Source organism: Bradyrhizobium sp. 14AA (assembly GCF_054185205.1).
This window is the reverse complement of sequence record NZ_JAVAYM010000002.1, coordinates 303178-329345: the sequence shown is the minus strand read 5'-3', so window position 1 is coordinate 329345 and position 26168 is coordinate 303178. Positions and strand designations below refer to the sequence as shown.

Annotated in this window: 17 protein-coding genes and 1 tRNA gene; 10 read left to right on the top strand and 8 right to left on the bottom strand. The window is 59.6% G+C overall.

Features of this window, described 5'->3' with window-relative positions:
- Positions 1 to 102: 102 nt before the first annotated feature.
- Positions 103 to 1341 (bottom strand): SMP-30/gluconolactonase/LRE family protein, encoded by a 1239-nt coding sequence (locus RAD15_RS06545; protein WP_458175581.1) that lies wholly within the window; start codon positions 1339 to 1341, stop codon positions 103 to 105.
- A 287-nt stretch (positions 1342 to 1628) separates the two neighbouring features.
- Between RAD15_RS06545 and RAD15_RS06540 the strand changes: the two genes are divergently transcribed.
- The 5 genes from RAD15_RS06540 to RAD15_RS06520 all read left to right on the top strand — a co-directional run bounded on the left by RAD15_RS06540 (position 1629) and on the right by RAD15_RS06520 (position 6299).
- Positions 1629 to 1889 (top strand): hypothetical protein, encoded by a 261-nt coding sequence (locus tag RAD15_RS06540; protein ID WP_458175579.1) that lies wholly within the window; start codon positions 1629 to 1631, stop codon positions 1887 to 1889.
- Positions 1890 to 2413: 524 nt separating this feature from the next.
- Positions 2414 to 3976 (top strand): 2-isopropylmalate synthase, encoded by a 1563-nt coding sequence (locus RAD15_RS06535; RefSeq protein ID WP_458175577.1) that lies wholly within the window; start codon positions 2414 to 2416, stop codon positions 3974 to 3976.
- A gap of 241 nt (positions 3977 to 4217) precedes the next feature.
- A complete protein-coding gene (locus RAD15_RS06530) occupies positions 4218 to 5219 on the top strand; it encodes a TRAP transporter substrate-binding protein (protein ID WP_458175575.1) in 1002 nt (333 codons plus the stop codon).
- A gap of 226 nt (positions 5220 to 5445) precedes the next feature.
- Positions 5446 to 6054, top strand: a complete 609-nt coding sequence (locus tag RAD15_RS06525) for a Spy/CpxP family protein refolding chaperone (RefSeq protein WP_458175573.1) — start codon at positions 5446 to 5448, stop codon at positions 6052 to 6054.
- 169 nt (positions 6055 to 6223) lie between these two features.
- Positions 6224 to 6299, top strand: a tRNA-Lys gene (locus tag RAD15_RS06520).
- A gap of 220 nt (positions 6300 to 6519) precedes the next feature.
- Here RAD15_RS06520 and RAD15_RS06515 read toward each other — a convergent pair.
- A complete protein-coding gene (locus RAD15_RS06515) occupies positions 6520 to 7563 on the bottom strand; it encodes a tyrosine-type recombinase/integrase (protein ID WP_458175571.1) in 1044 nt (347 codons plus the stop codon).
- Positions 7514 to 7774, bottom strand: a complete 261-nt coding sequence (locus tag RAD15_RS06510) for a hypothetical protein (RefSeq protein ID WP_208828376.1) — start codon at positions 7772 to 7774, stop codon at positions 7514 to 7516. Before RAD15_RS06510 ends, RAD15_RS06515 begins: the two co-directional genes overlap by 50 nt.
- 988 nt (positions 7775 to 8762) lie before the next feature.
- Between RAD15_RS06510 and RAD15_RS06505 the strand changes: the two genes are divergently transcribed.
- Together RAD15_RS06505 and RAD15_RS06500 are read left to right on the top strand one after the other, a co-directional pair.
- Positions 8763 to 9176 carry a hypothetical protein gene (locus RAD15_RS06505; protein ID WP_458175569.1) on the top strand — a complete coding sequence of 138 codons (414 nt, stop codon included), beginning with the start codon at positions 8763 to 8765 and terminating at the stop codon, positions 9174 to 9176.
- Between the two features lie 35 nt (positions 9177 to 9211).
- Positions 9212 to 10873, top strand: a complete 1662-nt coding sequence (locus tag RAD15_RS06500) for a recombinase family protein (RefSeq protein ID WP_458175567.1) — start codon at positions 9212 to 9214, stop codon at positions 10871 to 10873.
- Between the two features lie 345 nt (positions 10874 to 11218).
- Here RAD15_RS06500 and RAD15_RS06495 read toward each other — a convergent pair whose 3' ends face one another.
- Entirely contained in the window at positions 11219 to 14956 is a 3738-nt protein-coding gene (locus tag RAD15_RS06495) for a hypothetical protein (protein WP_458175565.1), read from the bottom strand.
- A 100-nt stretch (positions 14957 to 15056) separates the two neighbouring features.
- Positions 15057 to 15926, bottom strand: coding sequence for a hypothetical protein (locus RAD15_RS06490; RefSeq protein WP_458175563.1), 870 nt, complete (start codon positions 15924 to 15926; stop codon positions 15057 to 15059).
- A gap of 221 nt (positions 15927 to 16147) precedes the next feature.
- Between RAD15_RS06490 and RAD15_RS06485 the strand changes: the two genes are divergently transcribed.
- The gene (locus RAD15_RS06485) at positions 16148 to 16873 is read left to right on the top strand and encodes a hypothetical protein (protein ID WP_458175561.1); all 726 of its coding nucleotides are present in this window, start codon (positions 16148 to 16150) and stop codon (positions 16871 to 16873) included.
- A gap of 12 nt (positions 16874 to 16885) precedes the next feature.
- Positions 16886 to 18148, top strand: coding sequence for a DUF5677 domain-containing protein (locus RAD15_RS06480; protein WP_458175559.1), 1263 nt, complete (start codon positions 16886 to 16888; stop codon positions 18146 to 18148).
- A gap of 19 nt (positions 18149 to 18167) precedes the next feature.
- Here the strand turns inward: RAD15_RS06480 and RAD15_RS06475 are convergent, their stop codons facing one another.
- Positions 18168 to 19484, bottom strand: a complete 1317-nt coding sequence (locus RAD15_RS06475) for a hypothetical protein (protein ID WP_458175557.1) — start codon at positions 19482 to 19484, stop codon at positions 18168 to 18170.
- The gene (locus tag RAD15_RS06470) at positions 19481 to 22909 is read right to left on the bottom strand and encodes a hypothetical protein (RefSeq protein ID WP_458175555.1); all 3429 of its coding nucleotides are present in this window, start codon (positions 22907 to 22909) and stop codon (positions 19481 to 19483) included. The genes RAD15_RS06475 and RAD15_RS06470 overlap by 4 nt, the downstream gene beginning before the upstream one ends.
- Positions 22910 to 23128: 219 nt before the next feature.
- Here RAD15_RS06470 and RAD15_RS06465 point away from each other — a divergent pair, with 219 nt between their 5' ends.
- A complete protein-coding gene (locus RAD15_RS06465; RefSeq protein WP_458175553.1) occupies positions 23129 to 24283 on the top strand; it encodes a hypothetical protein in 1155 nt (384 codons plus the stop codon).
- A 195-nt stretch (positions 24284 to 24478) separates the two neighbouring features.
- Here the strand turns inward: RAD15_RS06465 and RAD15_RS06460 are convergent, their stop codons facing one another.
- Positions 24479 to 26047: a hypothetical protein gene (locus RAD15_RS06460; protein WP_458175551.1), complete on the bottom strand. Its 1569-nt coding sequence runs from the start codon at positions 26045 to 26047 to the stop codon at positions 24479 to 24481.
- Positions 26048 to 26168: the final 121 nt, after the last annotated feature.

The following is a 26168-nucleotide window of genomic DNA, read 5'->3' as shown; positions in this document are numbered from 1 at the left end:
TCATGCGCGGCGATACCCTCGAGAATTATGGAATGTCCGCCAAAGCGAAGGGCAGCGGCGGATCACGCCGCTGCCCTTGCGCGTGCTTTGCGTCTCCCCGTCTCAGCCCGGCCCGGCGCCCTGCGTCGCCGTATACACCGCGTAGAGCGACTGGCTCGCGGCCATGAACAGGCGGTTGCGCTTGGGGCCGCCGAAGCAGACGTTGCCGCATACTTCGGGCAGGCGGATGCGGCCCAGCAGCTTGCCGTTCGGCGACCACACCGTCACGCCGCTATAGCCGACGGCACGCCCGGCATTGCTGGAGGCCCAGACGTTGCCGTTGACGTCGCAGCGCACGCCGTCGGGTCCGCACTTCACGCCGTCGATCGTGCAATCGGAGAAGCGCTTCGGGTTGGTGAGCTTGTTGTCGCTGCCGACGTCGAACACGAAGATCTCGCCCTTGCCGCCGGGTCCGGTGTCGCCCGGCCCTTTGCCGGTCGAGACGACATAGAGCTTCTTGAAGTCGGGCGAGAAGCACAGGCCGTTGGGATCCGGCACCTGCTCCTCGGTGACGACGAGGTCGACGCGGCCGCTAGGATCGATGCGATAGCAGTTGGTCGGCAGCTCGCGCTTGCCCGGTGCGAAGCCCGCCGGCTGTCCGATCCGCGGATTGAGCTTGCCGCCGGCATTGCTCGGTCCGCCCGCAGCGTCGGGCTCGCCCTCATAGAGCTGGCCGCCATAGGGCGGGTCGGTGAACCAGTAGCTGCCGTCGGGATGCGCGACGACGTCGTTCGGCGAGTTCAGCCGCTTGCCCTGATAGGAGTCGGCGAGCACCGTGGCCGTGCCGTCATGCTCGTAGCGCGTCACCCGCCGGGTCAAATGTTCGCAGGAGAGCTGGCGGCCCTGGAAGTCGAACGAGTTGCCGTTGGAGTTGTTGGACGGCGAGCGAAATACGCTGACGCGGCCGTCGTCCTCGCTCCAGCGCATCTGCCGGTTGTTGGGAATGTCGCTCCACAAGAGATAACGGCCCTGTGCGCTCCATGCCGGGCCTTCGGCCCACAGCAGGCCGGTGTGGAGGCGCTTGATGGCGGTGTTGGGCTGCGCGAGATCCTCGAAGGACGGATCGACCGCGATGATGTCGGGGTCCCAGAAATAGGTGGTCGGCGCGCCGCCCGGGCCGAAGTCGCGCGGCGGCGTGGTGATCGTCGTCGGCGGTGCGGCCGGGCCGGCCTGGGCCAGCGCGGAGCCGGCTCCGGCCATCGTGGCGGCGGCGCTGAGCGCAAGCCCCCGGACGAGTGTTCGTCGTGAAAGCGCAGCATCCTGCTCACGCTGCTCGTGGTCACGAGCCTCTTGGCGTGTCATCGCGTCCTCCCGGTCATGTTCGGCTAGCCGGTTGATCCGGCCGAGCGGGCGGAGGTTAGTCCGGTCCGGAGACGGTTGCGAGGGGGCGCTCCGCATCCTCAGCGCGATAGCGCGATATGAAGGGTTCGCGGGCGCGGGAACATCGCGGCATGGCGCACTGCGGCGGGTTTGAGGCGACAATTCGTCCGCACGCAGCAGTTGACCGAAGCCGCTCTCGGGGCGTGTCAAGCCTTGACCTTGCAGGTGATGTTGGCAGAACGTCCCATGGGGGAAAAAGGCCGGAACTCATGGCACTAGCTATCGTCGTATTGGTTATGCTGCTCGCGGCTGCGTTCGCGGCCGGCTATTTCACCCGCGCCCACGTCTCTTCCAAAAGACGAGCCGCAGCGCGGCGCTGGCGCGAATATACCGAGCCGGACTGGCTCAGCGCCAACGCGCCGGCCAACACCAACGAGGTTACGAACAAGGCTGCGCCCGTGGCCACCGGCGAGCTCGGTCAGATGCTGGATCGCTGGGAGAGCAGGGCGCGCGCCCGCCGCGCGGGTTAGCGGCCCGGCTGCTTCTCGGCCGTGCATCCTTCGATGCTCCCGGCGCGATGCCAAGCGCATCGCGCCACTCGCACCTCCAGCGACAATGGCTCCGCCATTGCGTGGGGATCACGGGGCTGACGGTGTCCTGTCCAGGAGCCAGCGGCGGGACGTTCCCAACAAAGTCAGCTCCACTGACCATCTTTTGGCGTTGCAGTTGCGGCCATTTCTCGTCTAGAAACGGGCACATCGAGCCTCCCGGCAACCAACCGTCAACGGTTTTGACCGAGGATTTGAGGGCTCAAAAGGGTCTGGCAATGCTGATTCGCGGCCAAATCGATGGGATTTCGGGGGAGGTGGCTCTGGCCGCCGCCACGATCCCGGCCGCGCTGCTGCCCACCCTCCTGATTGGCGGCCTCCTTCTTACTTGCCCCTGAGGGCCGGCTGGGCGCCACGCGCCTGGGCACTCAGGGGTTGGTCGAGATCACCGGACACCTCAAGCGCCCAGCAGACTGACGGCGCAAAAGCTCAAAAGGAAATTTGCAATGGCCACCGCGAACAAGTCCGACAAGGACCGCGTCATCATTTTCGACACCACGCTGCGCGACGGCGAGCAGTGCCCCGGCGCCACCATGACGTTCGAGGAAAAGATCGAGATCGCCGAAATGCTCGATGACATGGGCGTCGACGTCATTGAGGCCGGCTTCCCGATCACGTCCGAAGGCGACTTCCAGGCCGTCAGCGAGATCGCCCGCCGCTCCAAGAACTCCGTGATCGCCGGCCTGTCGCGTGCCAATCCAAAGGACATCGACCGCTGCGCCGAAGCGGTGAAATTCGCCAGGCGCGGTCGTGTCCACACCGTGATCGCGACTTCGCCGCTGCACATGCGCGTCAAGCTGAACATGACGCCCGAGCAGGTGATGGAGCTCTCGATTGCCAATGTCACCCGCGCCCGCAACCAGATCGACGACGTCGAATGGTCGGCCGAAGATGCCACCCGCAGCGAGATGGACTACCTCTGCCGCATCGTCGAGGCCGTGATCAAGGCTGGTGCTACCACGGTCAATATTCCCGACACCGTCGGCTACACCACGCCGGAGGAATATAGCCACTTCATGCGCACCTTGATCGAGCGGGTGCCGAATTCCGACAAGGCGGTGTTTTCGGTTCACTGCCACAACGACCTCGGCATGGCGGTGGCGAACTCGCTGGCCGGCATCGCCGGCGGTGCGCGCCAGATCGAATGCACTGTCAACGGCATCGGCGAGCGGGCCGGCAACGCTTCGCTCGAGGAAGTCGTGATGGCCATCAACGTCCGCAACGACGTGTTTCCGTGGTGGAACAAGATCGACACCACACAGCTCACCCGCGCCTCGAAGGTGGTGTCGGCGGCGACCTCGTTCCCAGTGCAGTACAACAAGGCGATCGTCGGCCGGAACGCCTTCGCGCATGAGAGCGGCATCCACCAGGACGGCGTGCTGAAGGACGCATCCACCTACGAGATCATGCGGCCCGAGATGGTCGGCCTGAAGCAGTCCTCGCTGGTGCTCGGCAAGCATTCCGGCCGCCATGCCTTCGTGCACAAGCTGGAAGAGATGGGCTACAAGCTCGGCCCGAACCAGCTGGAAGACGCGTTCGCGCGGATGAAGGCGCTCGCCGACCGCAAGAAGGACATCTACGACGAGGACATCGAGGCGCTGGTCGACGAGGAGATGGCGGCCTCGCACGACCGCATCAAGCTGACCTCGCTGACCGTGATCGCCGGCACCCATGGCCCGCAGCGCGCGACCATGAAGCTGGACGTCGACGGTCAGATCAAGATCGAGGAAGCCGAGGGCAACGGTCCGGTGGATGCGGTGTTCAACTGCATCAAGGCGCTGGTGCCGCACGAGGCCAAGCTGGAACTGTACCAGGTCCACGCGGTCACCGAAGGTACCGACGCGCAGGCCGAAGTCTCGGTGCGGCTGTCGCACGAGGGACGTGCGATGACGGCCCGCGCGGCGGATCCGGATACGCTGGTGGCCTCGGCCAAGGCCTATCTCGGCGCGCTGAACAAGATCGTCATGAAGCGCCAGCGCGACACGGTGACGACGGCAGCGGCGAGCTGACGAGCGAAGCTTGTCATTCCGGGATGGTCCGAAGGACCAGACCTCAGGTGCGCAATTGCGCACCGGGGAATCTCGAGATTCCGGGTTCGGCTCTCTGAGCCGCCCCGGAATGACGGCCTTGAGAATAGCTGCCCTGCTAAGGGCCAATAGCGGCTCAGCCTGCTTCCCTATAAATCTGCCCTCAAGAATCTAAGTCTCGGGGTCGGCGGTCCGTGCCCCATAAGGACATGAGGGAGGAAGCATGCGGAAACTCATTTGGGCTGCGGCATCGATTGCGGCTCTGGCGCTGACCGGGCCGGCATCGGCCCAATCGCCGATCATCATCAAGTTCAGTCACGTCGTCGCCACCGACACGCCGAAGGGCAAGGCGTCGGAGAAGTTCAAGGAGCTCGCCGAGAAGTACACCGGCGGCAAGGTCAAGATCGAGGTCTATCCGAACTCGACGCTCTACAAGGACAAGGAAGAGCTCGAGGCGCTCCAGCTCGGCAGCGTGCAGATGCTGGCGCCGTCCAACTCGAAATTCGGCCCGCTCGGCATCCGCGAGTTCGAGGTGTTCGATCTGCCCTACATCCTTCCCGACCTGAAGACGCTGCGGAAGGTGACGGAAGGGCCGCTCGGCCTCAGGCTGCTCAAGCTGCTCGACTCCAAGGGCATCACCGGCCTTGCCTATTGGGACAACGGCTTCAAGCAGATGAGCGCCAACAGGAAGCTGATCGCGCCCGCCGATTACCAGGGCGTCAAGTTCCGCATCCAGTCCTCGCGCGTGCTGCAGGCCCAGTTCAAGGCGCTCGGCTCGCTGCCGCAGGTGATGGCGTTCTCGGAAGTCTATCAGGCGCTCCAGACCGGCGTGGTCGACGGGCAGGAGAACACCTGGTCCAACATCTATACCCAGAAGATGCACGAGGTGCAGAAGTACATCACCGAGACCAACCACGGCTACATCGGCTACGTCGTGATCGTGAACAAGAAGTTCTGGGACGATTTGCCGGCCGATATCCGCGACCAGCTCTCGAAGGCTATGAAGGAAGCGACCGACTTCAACAATGCGCAGTCGCAGAAGGAGAACGACGACGCGCTGGCCGAGATCAGGAAGAGCGGCAAGAGCGAGATCCTCAAGCTCACGGGCGAGCAGGACGAGGCGATGCGCAAGGCGATGGAGCCGGTCTACAAGGATGCCGCCGGCCGCGTCGGCCAGCCGCTGATCGACGAATTCCAGAAGGAAGCCAAGAGCACGACGAACTAGGCGCACGACGAACCAGCTCACGTCGCGCATGGACAAATAATGCATGAGCAAAGGGCTTCCGTGGCGGCGCGGAAGCCCTTTTTGTTGCAAATCATTTCAGTTTGCATCTGAACAGTCATTCACGGTAGTTACATCTCTGTAAGAACGCCTTCCTGTCCAAGTTGTAAGTTGCGTGTCAGCGGCATCGCGCTCATCTTCACGAACATCCTTCCAGAGGAGGTTCGTCATGAGGAAGTTCACCATCGCCGCCATCGCCGTGCTCAGCATCGCCGGCTCGGGCGTGGTCTATGCCCAGTATCATCGCCCGTGGATGGAGCACTTCCGCCACACCCGCATGAACCCCGAAGACCGCACCGCCTTCGTCGACGCGCGGATCGCCGCCGTCCATGCCGGGCTGAAGCTCAACGCCGATCAGGAGAAGCTGTGGCCGCCGGTCGAGGCCGCCGTGCGCGACTTCGCCAAGCTGCGCATCGATCGCGCCAATGCGCGCATGAATGCCGGCCCAGGTGACGCGAACAGGGATGCCGACAAGCCGGAGGATCCGGTCGCCCGGCTGCGCCAGCGCGCCGAGGACATGGGCGCCGCCTCCGCGGCCCTGAAGAAGATCGCCGATGCCGCCGATCCGCTCTACAAGACCCTGGACGAGGGCCAGAAGCGGCGCCTCGCCGTGCTGACCCGCCACCGCGGCCCGTTCGGCGGCGGCGAGGACGGCCCGCCCCGCCACTTCATGGAACGCGGCATGGACCGGATGATGGAGCGGGGCATGGACCACTTCCACCGTGACCGTTTCGACCGCGACGGCGGCCCGGACCGGGACCGCGAGGGCCGGCTCTGAGCCATCAGGGATTTTGCGGGGATTAATCCCTGGATTAACCTTGGGGAAGCCGCTGGAATCCAGCGGCTTTTCGCTTTTTGGGGACTGTGGAAAAACCTTCGCCGCATCGCTTGCCAGACCCGGATCGCTTTGCTAAACGACCGGCCTCGCAAGGCATTGACCGCCTTTCGGGCGCATAGCTCAGTTGGTAGAGCAGCTGACTCTTAATCAGCGGGTCCCAGGTTCGAGCCCTGGTGCGCCCACCATATAAATCAAAGACTTACCTGAGCTGCGCATCAGAACGGACCTTTCGGTTGGGAGGTCAGTTGGGAGTTTTTGTTCGGTTTTCGTGCCCGTCGACACTGCTGTCTGCTCGCAGCGGCTATCTCATTCCCGGCGGCGCGGAGCGCTCTCTCACGCAGAAGCCTTGGCGCCGGTGAACGCCTTCACCTGGAACCGTCCACATCCCAAATCCTCGCTGCTGCTCTATCCGTAGACCGCGCTCAGCTTCTTGATCGCTGATTCCGCGAGTTCGACGCGACCCCCGAGGTAGTGTGCGTCCAGTATCTGCTGCACCGTAGCCATGGAGTGTCCAGTAATCGCGGCGATCTCGGGCACCGAGCAATTCGACAGCGCAAGCCGGGTGACCGCCGTTCCGCGCAAATCATGAAAGTGTAGGTCTTTCAGCGACGTCTTTTTAAATGCCTTGTCCCAGCTCGTTCGGAAACCGTCCTCCGTCCACGGTCGACCAAACGAGTTGACCAAAATGGTGACGGCTGAACGCTTCTCCTTAAGCGCAGCATCGAGGGCCTCCTTTAGCGGCGGTCCGACCGGTATTGTTACGCGCTGCCGCCCCTTATTGCCGCGTCCCTTTGACTGACGCATCCGAATACAGGTGCCGTCGTAGTGGCTCCAGGTCAACCGCAGCAGATCTCCCTGGCGCTGGCCTGTCCATAGCGCAAGCAGGAGAGCGGCCTGAAGTTCAACGGACGCCACACCGCAAAAGGCACGGATGTCGTCGGCGGTCCAGATTATCTCCGAGCGATCGGATTCATAAAGCCTGCCGCCGCGCTCGCAGACGTTTACGCCGATCTTCCCGTGGTCCTTTGCGACCGAGAGCACACGCGCGATAGTCGTCCAGACGTAATCTGCCTTACGTGGTGTGGACGCGAACGTATTGCGAAATGCCTTGAAGTCTCCCCGAGCACGCCTGTCCTCAATCGCGCCAAGCGGCATCGCGCCAAACTTGGCATCGATCAGCGCGAGATACAGATCGTAGGCGCGTTTGCTCTTGTCGCCAAGGCCTGTGTATTCACTCTGGTCCTTGAAATAGTCGATGAGCGAGCGAAAGGTTTCTGAGTTCTTGTTTGGTTTGGCCGCGATTGCCTCAGTATACAGCCGCACGAAATCCGGTGTGCCAGGCTCTGCATCGATACGTGGACCACTCTTCCAAGCGTACCAGTACGTCTTGACCGTCCCGTCAGCGAGCCGCTTTGTTAAGCTGTTGATGCCTCTGAGCCGCATCCGCATTTTGCGAAGCCTTCCATTCGTCGTAGGGTGACAGCTGCGGTCGAATTTTAGAGTCGAGACCAGACATCCGGTCAAGGGCTGCGTCGATTGCTTTTCTATCCCATTTGCGTGTTCCAGGAATCGACTTCGGCATAATTCCGCGTCGAACCCAGTCGTTGAACGCCGAAATCGACTCGCAACCTGCGTAGGCGGCAGCCTGTTCTTTCGACATGCCACGGGACTCAATCACTCGTGCGCTCCATTGCCACTTTTGAATGGTGTCGAATTTCGGCCGCTGTTGATCAATGCCGAGAACGTGGGCGGCAAAATAGTGGAAGGCTAAGCATCGCAAATTCGGCTAGCGCGGAGTGGGAATCGGATAGATCAATTCGTGCGGACTACTCCAGAACCGACTCTGTCTTTCTGTGCGGTGAGCCTAACCCGCGTGCGGAAATCCTGCCTCAACGAAATGCACTTCGGAGCGCGTCGCGGAAAGTTCGCAAGAGGCGGCAGCGAAAGGGGCGGCTGTCCGGTCCCTGATGGATCGTTCGCACGAAGCGAAAAAAAGTGCCGGCCAGCCCTTGATTACATACGGCCCCCTCTTTTTTGAAAGGCGGCAACGTCTGAGTAGGCTGGGTATCCCGGCCGCGCCGCCCTTGGAGGCGGTTAACCCTCCTTGGCACCCTATCTCGAAAAATAGCGTCAGCCCTTGATCTCGCGCGGCAGTTGCGTTTGGATATATCGCCTTTGGGGGAGAGGAAATGCGTTGGCCGAGTATTGCGGTGCTCTGTGTGGCACTGGGGGGATGTTACGCAACAGGCGCAGACGTTCGCGCGAAGTTAGGCCAAGAGTACGTCGGGAAAAACGTTGATGCTCTTGTCGTGCGGTGGGGGCCGCCCGCAAGCAGCTTCAAGATGAACAGCGGCGAAACCGCCTATAGCTGGCACCTAGCGAGTGGGAGTTCTGTTTCTGTCTCTCGTGATGGTCCGTCGAGCGCATCGGGAAACGCGCGAGCGTACGCCTGCAAAGTCAACGTCGTTGCAGCGCCGAACGGAACGATCAAAAGTCTCGATACCGAAGATAAGGACAGCAGCCTTTACTACGGGCCTATTCCCACTGGCGTCCAACTTGGCAGTGTTTGCGCAGAGCAGCTTGGAATGAAACAGTAGTAAAGGCTGACGTTCCAGCCACTTGACCTACTAACAGGCGGATGATCGCCTATGCGTCGAACGTCATGGCTCGTTCTAATTGGTCTGATTGCGATCTTCTCGCCAGCTTCAGCGGCGATCAATCCGATGGCTAGCTCCATGCACCTGGGCTACGCTTCCGGGGCCTTTGATCAGTGGCAGCGGATTTATCTACGGCTTTCGGGCCTCTCGCAGCGAAATAGGACAGAGATCAAAGTCATTATCCGCACCAAGGGTCCTAGCATGCAGGGCTTGATCCGGGTGCCAGGTGCGCCAGCATCCAACTTCGACACCGGCAACGGTATGACCGCTGTTGATCTAATCAACGTTCGAAGTGACAGCAGCGAGTATGCTGAAATTGCAATTCTAGAAATACTGTTCACCCAGTCAATGTCCGGGCAGTTCTATGAGGTGTTTGCCGTCGAGGACAGAGACCAAGCCAAGTAGACTTGCTAAAGTGCCATTACTGCGGACGTGCGCCGATGGCAAACTCGCTCGTCATACGCCAAGGAACGAACTTAGAGAAGCGCACCCGGGATTTGCGTGCAGCGCAGTACGTCCGAATGTCGACTGAGCTTCAGCGGTATTCGATACAGAACCAAGCCGTTGCCATAGCCGCATATGCCCAGCAACAGAATCTCACGATAGTTCGAACCTATGTCGACGAAGGCCGCAGCGGCCTGAGGATCAAGGGTAGGCCGGGCCTTATTGAACTGATTGAGGATGTCCAATCTGGGAGGGCGGATTTCGGCCACATCCTCGTTTACGATGTCAGTAGGTGGGGTCGCTTTCAGGATGTTGATGAAAGTGCGCACTACGAATTCATCTGCAAACAGAATGGTGTTTGCATCGCCTACTGCGCTGAGCAATTCGACAACGACGGGAGCCTACTTTCAAGCATCGTCAAGAACATCAAGCGTGTCATGGCGGCCGAGTACAGCCGCGAACTATCGGTCAAGGTGCACACCGGCCAAAGTCGAGTGGCAAGCCTGGGCTATCGTGTTGGCGGACCGCTGGGTTACGGTCTGCGCCGGATCATGGTCGACGAGAGCGAGAATCTAAAGGGTCAACTCACTAAAGGTCAGCGCAAGGCGCTGCAGACGGATCGCGTTCGGCTTCAACATGGATCTCCGGAGGAGTCCGCGATTGTCCAATGGATATTCGATCAGTTCGTCGCGAAACGAAAATCCTATACTGAGATCGGACGCGAACTCAATGAAGCGCAAATTACCAACCATAACGGGCGGCCTTGGACTGACGGGATGATCCCGACTATCCTCAGCAATGAGAATTATGTCGGCAACATTGTCTACAACCGCACTTCGCGACGCCTGGGGCATAAGCTTATCAAAAATCCGCCCCACGCTTGGATCCGTGGTGCTGCAGCGATCGACCCAATCATTGATCCAGATACATTCGCTAAGGCCCAGAAGCTGCTGGCGGAGCGCCGCCTTGAAATCCCAGAGGAAGAGATGCTGACGCGTTTGCGTATGACGCTGCGTCGTAGGGGAAAGCTAAATTCGCGCATCATAAACTCGACCCTTGGGCTAAATCACGTGTCTTCATTCGTGAAGCACTTCGGCTCACTCCGGAAAGCTTACGCGCTGATCGGTTACACAGCTTCACGCGACTGCAATTGGATTGACTCCAAGAAGCATTGGGCCACGGAGCTGACGGAACACGCGGATCGACTTGCTGTGGTTCTGAGGGCCGAGAACGGTTTTAACGTCCAGAGGACTCATGGAGGCGTTGGGGTCGACATCGACGGGCAGCGCAAGGTGACTTTTCTCGTCGCCCGGCAACTTGCGAAGAGAGCACCGGACCATGCGCCGCAATGGAAAGTATATCGGAGAAAGATAGAAGAAGGTTTGCTGGCCGTGCTTCGCTTGGAAAGGTCCAATAGCACGATCCAGGACTACCTCTTGCTACCATCTCAGCTAAAGGCTGGGCGCTATGTTTGGCTTTCGGATGTCTCTCTTACCCGCCATCACGCGAGCCGTTACAGGACATTAGAAGAGTTGGTCGCTGAGATTACGGCGAGACTAGCGGGACCCAACCGTGCCGCGTCAGTCAAGCAAGACCGCCGGAACAAACGAGAGAGATCACACCGGACCAGAACCAAGTCCGTCCGCGTGCGGCACTGATTGAGCGTTGGTACAAAAATGCACCAAGCAGGGTGCCTGCATATCCGCTTTGATGTCATCAAGGATTGAATCCCCCGTGTGATCGTCGGGCAATTGTAACGCGCGTTGACGCCAATGCTCTCTCAAGGCTGAAACAGGGGTTCGATTCCCCTAGGGAGCGCCAGATATCTCAACGACTTAGATCCGGTTTGAAAAAGTCGTCGAATATCCGTCGAATAAGCAGTAGCGAATGTTGGCGAACGCCGCCACGCTCATCAGTAGCCCAACTTCTATCGGCCGCCGGGGCGACGATACTTGTGCTCACCGGCGGAAATGCTCGAACATGGGCGGATCCGAAATTCGTATTCAAAACTGAAAGTCATCGACCGCGTCCAGCATAACGGTTTGCCCGTCTGCGAGTTGTCCGGCCGCAAAGAAGTTCATGGGCTGGGGAGCGTCCACCACGAGCAGGCCACGCACCTCTGGAGGGGAGTTCAGCTTGAGCCGTGAGCAAAGGGCCTTGGCGTTGCTCCTCATGAATTCGACGCGCCGCATATGACGTAGCATCTTGTCAGGCGCTTCGCGGCCCTTGCTGCCGCGGGTCATGCGGCCGCGGTACTCGGAGAGACGTGATGCGATTTCGGTTTCCGTGCGGCAAAGCCTGAGGTTCTTTGCCTCGATAACCCACACGCGGCGTCGATCCGGGCTAACAGCGAGCACATCGATGTTTCCTAGCGCGGGATCAACCTTCATGTTGAGCGCCCACGAAAGAGCCCGGCGCGTCCACACGTCCAAGCCGAGCTTGCGCAGACGGTCTCCAACGTCATCTTCAAACCGCTCGCCCATGGCATGGCCTTGCGAACCGGCATAGGCGCGCGCGGCGTTCGACGTCCAATATGTATTGTTGAGGGTACCTTCCCTCAGCCCCGCGAAGGAGTACATGCAGGCGTCGCTGACGAATAAAGGCGCAATGAGGATCAGAGGGTCAGTGCTCTCGTCAAGCGCCACGAGGGGGCGATTGATGATGGAGTAAGGGCGGTCGAAACGGCTCAGGTTGAAGTCCGCTTCGGACAGGCCTGCCGGAATATCCAGCCAATGCGCGCGGCTTGGCAGCGTGAGGCGCTCAAGGAAGCGGTTAACGTCATCGGATGGGAAGTCCTTGTCCGCGTTCAGGACGTTCGCGAGCTCGCTCCGTCGCATCGTGAAGACACCGTCATGTCGAGCTTCCGCCATGCGGACAAGCGCGTATTGCAGATTGATGAAACTGTCTACCGGGGTTTGATATTCCGTTTCGATGGCCGCGCACAGCGCGGGCGTCCAGGCGCTTTGTTCGCTTGGCCCGCCCGGCTGCTCCCGCGACCTGCGGCGAAGGTAGGATTCCGCGGCGTCGTCTAAAACGCGCCGGTTCATCAATTCTACGGTCGGCCGCAAGACCGTCGTCTGCACGGAATGGTCGCTCAAGAGATCGCCGGCTGGACTGATCCGAAGCTCAGGTTCGTGCAGGCCCGCGCCGATCAACGCAAAGAGCTGTCCACTTCCGACGATCAACAAAGCCAACGCGAAGAGTTCGTCCAAATCGTCCCGATACGGCATAAGGCCGCCGGTGGTCGCCGCATCGCATGCCGCAATTTCACAGATGGTTTTGGCGGCGCGGGCGACGGAATTGACGGCGTTTTGCCGCTTGAATGCCGCGACATCGGCGGCCGTGCCGCGAATGGCACGCATGGCGCGAATGGTCGAGCGCCACTGCTCCTGCTCGGCGCGCGCTGCCTGATACTGGCCGGCGCATGCCATGACGAGCTCTTGCCGGTTCATGACGCGAATGCGAGCGGTCAATTCCGCAAGCAGCGTCGACCTGTAATTGGCAAGAAAATCCTTGCAGTTGTCTTCCCCCGTGACCTCAAGGCCGCGCGACCGATCCCAGAACGTCCAGACTGACTGGCATTTGGCAACGGAATGCGCCGAAAGCGATGGCTCGCGCATGGCGCCGATAAGTCCCGCGCCGGCAAGATAATCGAGCGGCGTGAGGGACTCTCGGATATGCAGCCAGCGCCAATCGGCCGATCCGATGGCCGCGTGCACCGCCTCTGCCAGAACGGCGCGTGTTACGGCCGCCGGGGCAGCCAGCCCCTCCAGAACAGCTGCGATCAACTCCACTTCGGCATCGTTCGCTGCCGCGCCCAGTTGCTGAAGCCATGCCTCGCCAACATCAACCCGTGCCGCGATGCCGTCCGTTGCCAAGTGGACAGTCAAGGCATCGCGCGCATGCTGCCGTCCGAGCCCGGCGGGATCGATTGGTTCGCCCCGCAATCGCGGCGGTATGATAACCTCGACCATGCGCGGGCCGTCCGGGAAGGCATGACCCATTTTAGTAATGAGGATTGACCCGACTGCCGCGATCCATTGAAAGAGCGCGTGCCAGACGCGGTAGCGCCAATTCCGGTCGGAGGATCCGCTTTCAGAGCACTCAAGCCACCAGACGTGATGCCCGAAAACGCTGGCACCGAGCAGCCGATTTTGCCGAGCGTCCTCCAGGCTTGCGTAAATCGGCTTGAGGTCTGAGGGATTGTCCCAATCGAGGCGCTGGACAACCTTGAAGCCCGCCGGCAGCGTTGGCAGTGCCCGCACATCGAGGTGTCGGGCGGCCTCTCGCCGTGGAACGAGCAGTTCATCAGTAGGAAGTGATAACGAGCACGGCGGCTCGATTTGCGCCAAGTGCTCCGGAATCAGATTGCCATCCGTCGTCCGCCAGAAGCCGAAGAGATTGGCGATGCCGTTGAGGTATTGAAAGGTGAAGCCATCCTGCTCAAGCAAGGTGAGCTGTTGAAGCATTCGAAGAATGCTCCTGAGTTTGCCATGCTCACAGGCGCCGAGCACCGCGGCATCCATGAAGCTGAGCGGCAGATAGAGCCAGTTTGCCGGCGCGTCCGCATCGTTGATCGGCGGATCGATGCTGTGGGGTGTTCCCCAGCCGCCAAGGAGAAGGACTGTTACTCCCAGCCGGCAATCCGGCTGCTGACGAAGAAAGTTCCAAAACCGCTCGATATCTTGCGCGACAAATTGGCTTGCTTCGCGGCTAACTCGCCGCACCGAACCGAAACCGCGCCGGGGAAAATCGTCGAACGTTGCCGGAAGTTGAAGCACATGCAGGAACCGGCCGGGCGCGTAGGCACACACACTGGCCCGCATCATGTATTGGTTGGGCGCTGACAACCTCACGGATGAGACGGGCCAAAATCCCGAGCGTTCGGAGTACGCCTCCTGTTCCAAAAGCAAAGCCTGCTGGAGCGCTTCGCCCATGCCACCGGTATTGGCAGCATTGACCAGAACGGCCCGGACTGCGACCGAGAGGTTCGAGGGGATCAGAACGGTGATACCGGACGGGTGTGCTTCCAGTGGATGGTATTCAAGCGGCGTTTCGCCTGCGGGCCGGTCGCTAACATATCCTTCTTGCCCGGATTGGAGGAGGAACGACGCCAAGGCTTCCTTGTCAATTTCCAGTCGCCTGAGATCGGCATCCGAAAACCGGACGCGTCGCGCGAGGCGTTTTAGGTCCTCCGACGCGGGGACGGTAAACCGCCGGGCGGGTTGCCCTGAAGACTGCGTTATCCGATCCACGTCTGCCCGCGCAGCGAGTGCTTCACTGAGTTGAAGCAACGCATAAGCCGAGCGCAGCGCCTTGTCTTTCATGGCTCCTGCCGGGAGCGCTTCAAAGGCGTCGAGCAGGGTTTGTGTGTACGCGGTTGCTCCCTCCCATACGCCCAGGAAAATCCTGAGGTCGCCGCGGCGCGTTGCGATGCGATCGCAGAATAGATCCTCTATCGGATCTTCGAGGCGCAGGACTCCGGATCGATCGAGACCGTCGTTCAGGGCAGAGCTTAGATCGCGTTGCTGCGGCTTACGCTTACCTGTCGACTTCGACAGCACCAAGCGTTGTAGCCATTCGAGACGGATCGTGTTGCCATGGAACTGCGGGTCGGTCAGCAACCCCGCGAGCGCCGAGCTCGCGGTGCTTCTCTTCCAGTCCAGGATTTGGCCAAGGGCAGGGTCGCCCGCGTTGAACACCTCATCAGGGAACGCGGGCGGGCGCAGGCGTTCGAGCATTTGTCGGATATCGTTTTCGTCAGGGGCTGATTCCATCGGGCTGCCGTCCATTGCGGCATGGGGAAGAATGAAAAGTTATCACTGTGCGAGCCCGCAGTTTTTAAAACCTATATTTTCGCTCTCTCAGGGCCCCGACATATGGCGGGAGGTAGTATTCACGGAGCGACCATTGCGGAAAAGCCTTCAGGCAGAAGAAGGCGCGAGACGCAGCGTCTCCTTTGAGTGCGAAATCCCAGCCGTATTGCGCGCAAAGCAGGATGAAAAAGCCGGTTAGGGCCTCGAACGCATTATCGAGGGAGGCTTGAGGAAAATGGCTGTCACGATCGTGCTTGACGGAGTTGTAGGCGCCGTACCATGGCAGATCTATCGTCCCGTGCTGCCACCCCTGAAACGGGCGGCGTTCCGGCATCCATGGGTAATACGGGAATTCGACGGCGTAGTCGGCCAACTTCATTGCAGCGCAAAGCTTGACGTAATCCTGTGTATTTTTGGCTCGCGCACCGTGGGGTCCAAGAATGGCCTTCCATTGCGCTTCTAATTCCATGCATGCTAGGACCAGCACGTTCCGGATTTCGTGTCCATAGGCTTGGAAGTTTGTCTCCTTGGGGTGAACGACGCGGCAAATCTGCTCGAGCTGCTGGATGAGAGCGTGGAGCTGTCCGCTCGCGCTGGCGCGACGGCTCATCGCCTCACTACTCTGGTCCGGATTACGTCCCGGGCTTTCTCCGAGGATCGGCCGCGCCATCCTAGCGTAGTATTCGCCGGGCTCAAGCTCGAGCTCGTCAAACGTTGCGCCAGGGTAATAGTCACGCAGGGTTTCGAGAGCGGTCTTGCCCGGCGGGGCGTTGACCCGTCCAAGTTCGGAATCCATGACATCGACGCGCTTGGCTATGGCTTCATCGACCTTCCATACGCCGAGGACTTGGTTAGGCTCAGTGCCGTCAGATGTGCTCTGGATGTAGTAGGACAATTTTTTCTGAGCTCCCCTGAAGGGAACTCACTCTATGCGATTTGACGCGCGGTTTCACCTGTCGCCGCAAGCAGCCCTGCCGAGCCCGCATGTGGCTGACACACCGATGTAAGGACGGCGCATCCCGAAGGCTCGCAAGGATGTGCTAGTCTGACACCCCGAATCAAAGCCTGTTTGAAACCCGACGTTCGCGCGCCTTGAACCATCGGGCGGGGGCGGCCATGGATAAAGTTGAGATAACGTCGCCTTCCGACCTTGATGCGGCCTTTGGGGACCTCGGCACAAATATCGGTCCGCGCACGGGGGCCAATAAGCGCACCCAAGAAGCGAAAGAGTGGTTTGTGCTGCGTCACTTCCTGTCTGCGGCTCTTCGCGTGCAGATGTTCGAGCTCCCGATTGCGATCTCGAAGACCGAACCGCCAGCGCCCGATTTCACCTCTCGGCTCGGAATCGCGGGCAGGGCGGCGCTGATTGAGATCACCGAGGCAACACATCCTGACGATCAGCGGGAAATGACCGAATTTGAAAGAAGCGGCAAAAGCCTGATGTTGCTCGGCGACTTTGGCGGAAGGTTCGCCGATGGCGCGAGTCAACCGAAGGTTGCCTGGGCCTCCGACATTCTGGATGCCATTCTTCGCAAGCGCGATAAATCGATCTGCACATCGGACGCGTCCGATCGGCATCTCGTGATCTATCCGAACTCCAGCGCATCACAATTGCTCTTCGATGAGGGGGATGAACGCGAGGCCTTTGCACATTTGAGGCGGCGGCTCGAAACGGAGAGGGCTGGCTACTCTGAGGCGCTGAATGGTTGTCGGGTGCACGTGGTCGGAAAGTTGCTCGTCGGGTTCGATCTGACAGGCACGTTCTCGTTGAAGGTTCGGGAACCCCGTGGATGTCCCGCTCCGGCGCAAAACGCTACGGCTGAAGACGCGAGAGCCGACTAGAGGCCACACGAGATGAAATCACTACAGCAAACGGTCGACGCCATTCTGGAGCGAGAGTGGCCGCTCAAGATCTGTGCTAACCTGCTTGACGAAAAGCTCCGGGCTCAAAATATAGAGCTTTCGAAGGCAAAATTGAACGCGCTTGCGCTGCGCATATTGGACGGGACGAGCGCATCGGTCGATTTCGCGGTCGATGAACCTGCGCTGTCTGGTATTCAGATTGAGTTCACGGAGGAGGACGGCCGGAAGGCAGAAGAGAGGATGCAGCAGCTTTCGAATTCGCTGCCTGGGCTCCTTCGGGAGATGACCGTTCGTGGCACGGAAGTTGTTCTCGAAAGCATGAAGCGCCGCTGGCCAAATGAGGCACGGGCTCAAAAGCGCGAACTGGATCGCTTCCGGAGAAACCTTAACCTGCGGTGGGGGCCGGGGCTAGAACGGTTAAGGATGCTTTGTACCATCTCCCGAGAGCTTGGCAGCGGCATCAACAACGCGTTGCGCCCTGCCGGCGGAAGCGATCGGCCCCTCACGTTCGACCTCCTCATCCGGCTACATGCCCGCGCCTGCCAGATCACGGAGGAGGTGATCTGTCTCCTCGGTAGCGGATTTGCCGATGGCGCTATGGCACGATGGCGCACGATGCACGAGATCGCCGCTGTTGCCTGCCTGCTCGAGGAGCATGGTGAGAGCCTGTCCGAGCGCTATCGTATGCACGAAATCGTCGAAGCCCGCAAAGCGGCCCGGCAGTACAGGCGCTTTGAAGCCCAGCTTCATATCCAGCCGATGGACGACCAAACGATCGAAAACATCGAGAAGGACTATAAGGAAGCAATCGGCAAATTCGGCGCGGCGTTTGGGAACGGCTATGGTTGGGCCGCCGAAGCCCTCGGCAAGGAGAACCCGACGATCGCCGACATTCAAGCGTCAGCGAAAATTCAGCATCTCTCCCCGTATTACCGCCTCGCAAGTCATAACGTACATGCCAATCCCAAAGGGATATTCCATAGGATGGGGCTATTGGAGGGCGCCACCACGCTGCTCGCGGGACCAAGCAACGCGGGCTTGGCCGATCCTGCGCATTCGACCGCCATATCGCTTCTGCTGATTTCGGCGGTTTTGCTGAAATTGCATCCCACGCTGGACAATACGGTTGCGGTCCGAGCGATGGATGAGATCATGAATGAGATTGGAGAGCTGGTGCAGGACGCGCACGAAAAGCTCGAACGCGACGACGAAGCGTTCCGTTGCTCCGAGAAGGACGTTCCTGCGGAAGGCTAGGAAAGCTATATGGATCGACCTAACTTGCCTGAGGCGGAAAGCTGGCCTGGTGGTTGCCGCCGAGATGCGAGACGTAGCGGCCATTGAAGCCGATAGCACTAAAGATCATCCGGGTGACGATCTCGCGAATAACGCTGTAGTGTCCCCAAAGCTCGGGTCGCGTCTCTCCTTCCACGTAGTAGCGCCCCTCATGGATGATCTCGTTTCGGGCATTGAACGCGCCGCGGATCATCGCTTTGGTGATGCCTTGCATAGGGACCGACCAGCGCTCTAACAAAATATCGAGCTTGCGGCGCAGGGAGCGGCGCTGTAGCTCGGCGAGCTTTGTGACCATCTCGTCCGCAAGCTTGGGACGAAGGGTCTGGAAGTCGTTCTTTTCCGCGAAATCCTTGATCGTCGCTGCGAGCGTGGATTTCAGCTTTGCGAAAAGTGCGTCATTCAGGAGCTGCCCTGAATCCCGCGTGTTCGAGCTGACGAGATTTTCCAGTGCCGTCATCGCATTGACGAGACGCACTTCGTTGTATGTCGCCTCCATCGCAATCCATTCCAGCGCCATCCAAAGGTTCTTCACATCGAACGGCGGCGTAAAGAACGAGGTGACTGCCGCCGAGAAAATGTCGTCACGGCCGACCATCGGAAAGGATGGGATCAGGGACGCACGATGGGACGTATGGGGCTGAACCGCGATTTCCACGTCGTCGTCCAAAAAGAACGTCAAGGAGGGATTGCCAAGGTTGGCGCCGGAGGCAAACGACATCACGCGGCGGACATGGTCAAGCAACCGCTTGGCGTCAGCGCGCCACTGCGCAAGGTCTGCCGGGCGCTCATGGGCTCGGATCTGGATATAGCCCGTGACATTCTGCAGGTCTGTCTCGCGGACATCTCCGCCCGCCACGAGTTCGCCCAATGGGCACGTCGCCGTGACCTGCGGGAAACACTGAAATGCCTGAAGCGCTAGGAGATAGACGGGGGCCGGTGACGGGCTCGTAGCTTTGCGTCTCAGCGTCGCGATCTCGCAGGCCGCATCGAACACGAAATAGGCCCCTCGGTCGGAGTCCGAATGGGGACCGATCGAATTGAAGTACAGGCGGTCCGTGTCGAGAGCCACATGATCCGTCGCCTCTCCTGAAAGGTTGAAATAGGTGATCTGGCTTCCTTCCCGATGCCATTCCGTCAGGATAAAGCGGGTCTCCTCGGTTAGCGGGAGTTCCTCAAGCTTGATGACAAGTTCCCCGCGCCTGTCTACATGGGCTTGAAAGCTCACGGCAACGCTATCCTCGCCCAGGCGAAGGAATCCCTTGAAGTGGTAGGGTTCAATTGGTCTGGTCTCGTTCATCGATGTGCGTCGGTCGAAGAAGGTTCGCGAAGCAAGGACAGATAGCTTGCTTCTCCCAAGACCGATAGCACACTGATGGCCTCCTTCGCGTGCTGGACGGTGGAAGGCTGGCCGCTCGTGAGGCCCGCCCGCAAGATCTGTTCGATTGCATCCTTGCGCGTCATATATGTCCAGCGATCCAGCTTCGGGCTGTTCAGAAGCGCGTGGAGGACCGCGACGGATCGATCAGGGTGTGTTTCGGCGGCCGTTCCGAGCCACTCGGTCACCATGTAGCCGACCTTGGGTACAAGGCCACCACTGAGCATTCGCAAGAGTTGATCCAACAGCCAGGCTGTGTCGATATTGTTCTTTCCGCACCACTGCCCGATGCCACCCAACTCCTCCTGAAACGCCTCCTTGTCTTCCGCAGCCAACGCCGCCGTCAGGCGGCTCTCCCAATAGGCAATCCCGCGCTGTCTCATGTCGCTCGGCAAGTCTGCGGCGGGAAGTGCGAGCTCCCGGCCGAGGAATGCAATGGAGTGCGCCCGAGCGCGTGGCGGCGCCTTTTCCCAAAACGCTGTCATTAAGGAATCCGGGGCAGCCCCCCATAGCACCAGGATCATAATATAATCGCCAAGCCGGCGCTGGCGCTGATCGCTCTCTTGTGTCCGCTCTGCCGACGATAGCCGCTCGATCTCGTCGAGGTAGCAGGGAAGCATGGGTTCGACGAGTTCTCTGGTTGGGCGGTCGCAATTCATCAGATGACCAAGCCAGGCGGCCCGTCGAAAATCTGCGTTGGCGACTGGAAAGATATCGAGGATGTGTTCTTTTAGCCAAGCCTCGCCGAAATACCCGAGCCAGTTCAGGTAACGCCCCATTATGGCTCGCGGAATGCGTCCCACATCCGATCGTTCTGTAAGAGCTGCCTCAAGAAGAGCGCCAATCTCAGGAAGGCGTTCCAGAGCCGACCGTGGCTCATCCGCGATATCTGCTTCGGCAAACTTGCTTGACCAGAACACGAACAGGACGATCAGCTCGATCGCGGAGCCCCATATCGACTGCTCGGACGAGAAATAAGGATGCTTCCAGAAATTGGCCTCGAAATCCGGCGTATGTGGGATCCGTGGGACATGGTTGAAGGCGCACTTGATGATCTTGAGAACAACGGACGCATGTTCGTAAGGGATGCCCGCCGCGCCCTGTCGCAATCCTGATTTCAGGAGAGACATGGCTGCGTAGACAGTCCAAAGCCAATCGGGATCATCTCCTTCGGCGATCGGCGTTTGATTTTCAGTTTGCGCGAGGCGGGCTGTGATTGAATGAAGCAGATCGAGAACCGGGCCCCATGCCGCGGTTGCGACGCCGTCGCGCATCTTGAACTCGAGGGCTTCGAGCAACCGGCGCACATAGATCGGACGCAGCGGCTCAAAACGATTGGCTGCCTCGGCAAATCGAACCGGGTCATTGTCAACCGCAGCCCTAAGCCTTTGGGCTAGAGCTGCCATGGTCTGGCGAGTTCCTTTCTCAGGTATCCACGTCTGCAAGAACGAAACCAGGGCAGGGATGGGGAGGGAGGACAAGTCTGTAATGGAGGCAGGGCTGACATCCTCGGGGAAAAGCCTCTTCCTCCAGTCGTCGGGGGCTCCCAGTTCTCGGGCAACATTCTCGACGGCCGTCCGCCGCTCAAGCGGCAGTGCATCCTTCCATTTCCACACGGCGTCCCGCACAACGCTAAGGTCAAATATCCGGATATCGGCGGCGGTCGGCGCGCTGCCCTTATGCTCCTCGAAACGCTGCGCCCAGCCGTCACGGTAGGTCGCAGGTAATCCATCGATCGCCCTCAATACGGCAGATTGATCCTCCGTGGCGAGCGATGAAAACCGCGCACGTGCAAGTTCGGCGTATTCGTCCTCGCACCAGGATTCACCGATATAGTCGGGATCAAGAAGCATCGCCTTGCCGAGATCCGGTATCGCGGCGGCATGTTTCGATGCGACATGCAATGCGATACGTTTGAACAGCTTTGGCGGGAGCGTGAGGAGCCGCTCCACGACGGCTTTTGCCTGCGAGGGCGTTTGCGCGCACAACGCCAGAGCAGTGTCGCGGACGGTAATGGTGAGGCCCTCTGTGATGCCGTAGGTCGCCATCTGGCTGTCAGCCAGAGGATGCGGCGTGACATAGCTGTAGTCATCATGTGCATCATCGCCAAAACGATGCGCGATCGTCTCGCAACGGATCAGGAGATCGCAAAACACATCCAGCGCCGCCAGCCCGGCGGCTTGAACCAATACTTTTGCCGCTTGAGGGAGATGATGTTCGTACATGCCCTCAGGGTGCAGGCTCGCTAAGGTGCCGCCGCGATCAAACACCTGGAATACCGCTTTCGTCAAAGCAAGCGCTTCTGCCGCATACCCACCCTCGGCAAGCCGCTTGATGAGCTCATGCGGCGCCGTGTGATAAAAATTGGCGTCATCGGGATCGAGCCATCCGGTGGCGACATCAACCAGGGTCGCAGCGATCGCGGGCGGCAGCGCCGCAATCACCTCAAGTCCCTGTTGGCGAACGTCGGGGTGCCTGCTTTCCGCAACCCGACGAATGGCCTCCACGATATATTGATCCGCCTCGCGGTCGGATCCTTTGGCAACACTCAGGAGATAATGTCCCACCGGCCATTCGCGAAAATGCTTCGTTCCCGCGCCATCGACCGCTTCAAGGGGTTCGTTCGTAAGATTGCGTTGGAGCAGATACGGCAACCATCGGGGCGATTGGATCGTTTGGAAGAAATGCCACTGAAGGGGCAGCGCGCCGGGTATTTCGCGCTCGTAGTGCCGAACCGCGGCGCTATGGTTCGTCATGGCGGCAATTTGCTCAACGCGCTGCATCAGGGCGGCATAGCGCTTTTGCAAGGCGAGCACGACGCTTCGCAGCACGTACTCAAGAGGACGCTGAAAGTCTCGCCGAAAAGCGTTATCGACGGCCAGGGAGCGATGAAACGAGCGCTCATGCGCCCGGCCGAACATCTCGCAAAGATCGATCCATGCCTTGATGACCTCGCTATCGCCGGTCAGCCCGAGGCGTTCCGCGATGGTGCGGATTTCGCTCGCATGCGTGGAGCGGGGGCCAAGCCTTTTGAGGGCCTCTCGAATGGCGGAATCGTCATACCCGAGGGCCTTCAGAGCTTCCTCGGCCTTGGCGCGCTGCTGGTCAGCCGGAGGCTCTGGCTCGGCCTCCATCGGAACCTTGAGCGAGCTCCGAATCATCGACTCTAGTTCTCGAAGCGCGTGCGCCGCCAAGGGCCGGCTCACGTGGAGTTCGGTAGCCGACCCCGCGAGGCGGCAAAAATCCACATAGCGGTTCGCGACCGCATGGCCAAACAGGCGATCCAGATGCGCAATCGTATCCTGTTGCTCGAAGGTCAGCGTAAACTGGCTGGTAGGGTCTTGCATGGCGCGCCTCGCGTTGAGCGTTGATCTCGCGGTTCCCTGGGGACCGTCAAGAGGATCCCTTTCGAACTGTTGGGGGCAACGATCGCCGTTCGGCGCGAATTCACCCGAAACCGCGAACATGGTAGTATAGTCAGAGCTTCGCCGATTCTCTCAGGGGCCGAACGTGGGAATTTGGCTCGATTGGGCGCGATAGCTCCACGACGCCCGGCTTTCTACGCAATGCAACTGCTCCTCAAACCCAGATTTATCGCGCTCGATTCATCGCATCTCGGAGATATTGCCCGTGATCGCGCATCGATGAACGGCGAACGAAAGTGCGCCGCAGAGAAATTTCAGCGCGCGTTCGATGCGAGCAACAACGTCCTGCTCCTGAGTTGGCATCACATCCAGGAACTGCTCTCGCATCGGGACGATCAGGTCGTTGCCGAGCGTGTCTCCTACCTCAAATCCCTGCCATTCGTTGCTTCAGTTCGATCGGCGCACGGCGAGGATGTCGTTGGCGGGATCATTGACATACTGGCATTCGAGGTCGAGGCTGCCTTCAATACACCGACGAAGGATGCAACGAAGGTGCGCGAAAGTGTCGCTCCTGGTCTTCTGCGGGTGGGAAGCGGTGCCGAGATCATCCGTTCATTCATGGAAGCATGGCCGCTCTTGAAGCCCGAATTGGCTCAACGACAGGAGCGGGACAGAGAAATCGTGGCAATCTCCCGGTCCGGTTTTGCGGAGGTTTCCCATCTGAAAGTGGTCGACCTTCTGCGGGGAAATGTCCGTCGTCCGGAGGAGATTCGACAGCGCTTCAGCGCCATGCAAGATGCGTTGAGCGAGGACATCAAGAAGCGCGGCGATCGGCGTCTTTCCGATGCGGAAGCCGTGTCGGCGACTTTCTTGGAATCCGTGCAGCGATTTGGCGTCGGTACTTTAACGCACGATAATCCCGGACTAAAGATTCTCAAAGCGAGCGGCATCGATCTATCCGATATCGACGAAAACACAACGGTCGGCGAAGTGGGCGCGCTCGGGGCGTTTCGCGGCAAATTGCGGGTGATTAACCGCATGACGCAATTGCCCTGGGACAAACTCAAAACCATCGTCTCTGCAAGGCGATTGCCGTCGCAAATCGTCCAATCCGGTGTCGATAGATTTAGGCCGGACGCCAAAGAATGGAAGGGTAGCGATTTGAACGACGCGCATCTTAGTTGTTTGGCGGCCTATGCGGATGTGACGTATGTCGACAAGCGAACGCATGAAGCGATGCGCATTGCGAAAGATAAAATGCCCGAATTTGCAACGCTGGTACGGCGGGTAGAGAAGGCTGGCCACTATTCCGATATCCCCGCGCAACTAATCGCGATGGCTTCTGACGCGGGATGATACCGGCGAGCTGCCCCAATCAAATGACATTGACGAGATCGCCTGCACAAGATTGGCGGGTCTGCGGCCAGCAGATCTTCCCTGGAAAAGCCTGTCTCGTCGACGTAGTAGGTTCTCATAAGAGGGATATTTGGGCTGAACGAAGTTCGTCTCTGGAGTAGAGCTTCGCTTGAGCACCGCCACCGCGTTGCAGGTCTAGCCGGGCGTCGGTCCCTCTTCTTCGTAGGTCGCCATCATCACCGCATCGATCCCCGTTTCCGATTTGCTGCGCTCGGCGAATTTGTCGTAATCCTCCAAGTAGCTGCGAACAGAGATGACCTCGTGGCCCTTGACGGCCCGTGATGCCCATTGAAGCACAGCCATGTCATCGCCATCCCCCGCCTCGTGAACCATCGTTGCAATACATGAAAACGCGAGCTTGATGCCAGCAACCTGGATGGCATCGATATAGAGAGCATCCATTTCTTCCGGAAGCGCGCCTTTCGGCCAACTCGCTCTGAATCGGAGCGGCTGTATGCAGTTCAAGCCGGAGAATAACCCTGCAACGGCAACGTATCGTTCCGCTGCGGGAAGGACGTCGTCAAGCAACACCAGCGGGGCTTCGGCCCCGGCGAGCTTAATCAAAGTCTCCACGCTCTCGAATGCGCTCAAGATTCGCGCACTTTGCTCGTGGTCGGGATACGTCCCAATCTTTGTCGTTATTCTCGCTCGCGGCAGGCTTGCTGGTACGATCTCGACTGTGGCCGCGCCCGCCGAAAAAATGGTCATCATCCGGAAAAAGTTGATCCAGTCGCCTAGAGAAAGCTTGGCTGACTTGATGCTTTCCGGCTTCGTGTTCAATTGCATCCCAGCCTGCGTCACTTCGATGTCGAACAGTTCTGCGCGAACGAGGTACTTCGTCTTGAACTTATCAAGCCGCATGGGCGGCACGATGATCTCGGCCGGAACGCTGGCCGGGATGGCAAATCCCGCGCCCCGAACCACGATCTGGCAGCGATCAACTGGATTGGGCTGGATATGCATGAGGCCGGAGCCATTCATGTCGGGGACCGGAAGCTTGATGCGAAAGCGAGTCTCAAATCCCCGAAACTGCTCGATCTGCACCGGCTTTAGGCCCAAAAGAACGTCAGCAATCTCGTTCTCATTCTCTAGCACAAAGGTCGTCTCGGCCTGAAAGGCGTTGGCTTCGAAACCGAGGGACTTGAGTTGTTCGGCCTTCCTGCGGATGGCTACGTCGCAATCCGGGCCGCAAACTCGGATGAGCGTGCTTCGAAGTGCCTCTCCAGAAGGAGCGATCATATGCTCCGCCAGCAGCGGAAAGCGGATACGGCTTTGATTGATGCGGGTCCGTCCCTCAGCGGTCGCCGTGCGAAGCTGGCGAAGCACTCTGGCCAATGCCTCGTCGAGCAGAGGGATCAAATATGCCGCGACCGGCTCGAGATCGTCGCCGATTTTCAGCACATAGACAAAGCTTGGCTTAGGCTCTTTTGCCAAGCGCTCGATTGCGGATAGCCGGACCTGGAAGCTGTCATTGTCGGACCACATGGTCTTAACCTGCACGTGGCAGGATAGGGGAGTGGCCCGCTTGTCCAACGATGAGCCCGGCCCGGGCCCCTCAAGCGGAAACTCGACGATGAAATCCCAGCCCGTTCGGTCGTAATCTGCCTTGTTGCAGATGAGCTTCGCATCGCTGCAAAGCTCCCGAAACCGCGCTTCACCCTTCTGGCCAAGCTCGTCGGAGCTCAGTTTCCTTGCGTTCGACATCGTGAATATATCCGTCAAAAGCTGCTGGCCTGCGGAACTACCTGGGTCGGGACGGCAGCTGGAACTCCGCTTTTCGGGTCTTTTTTTGCGGGATAATCTTATATTTCGGCGGTTGATCGGA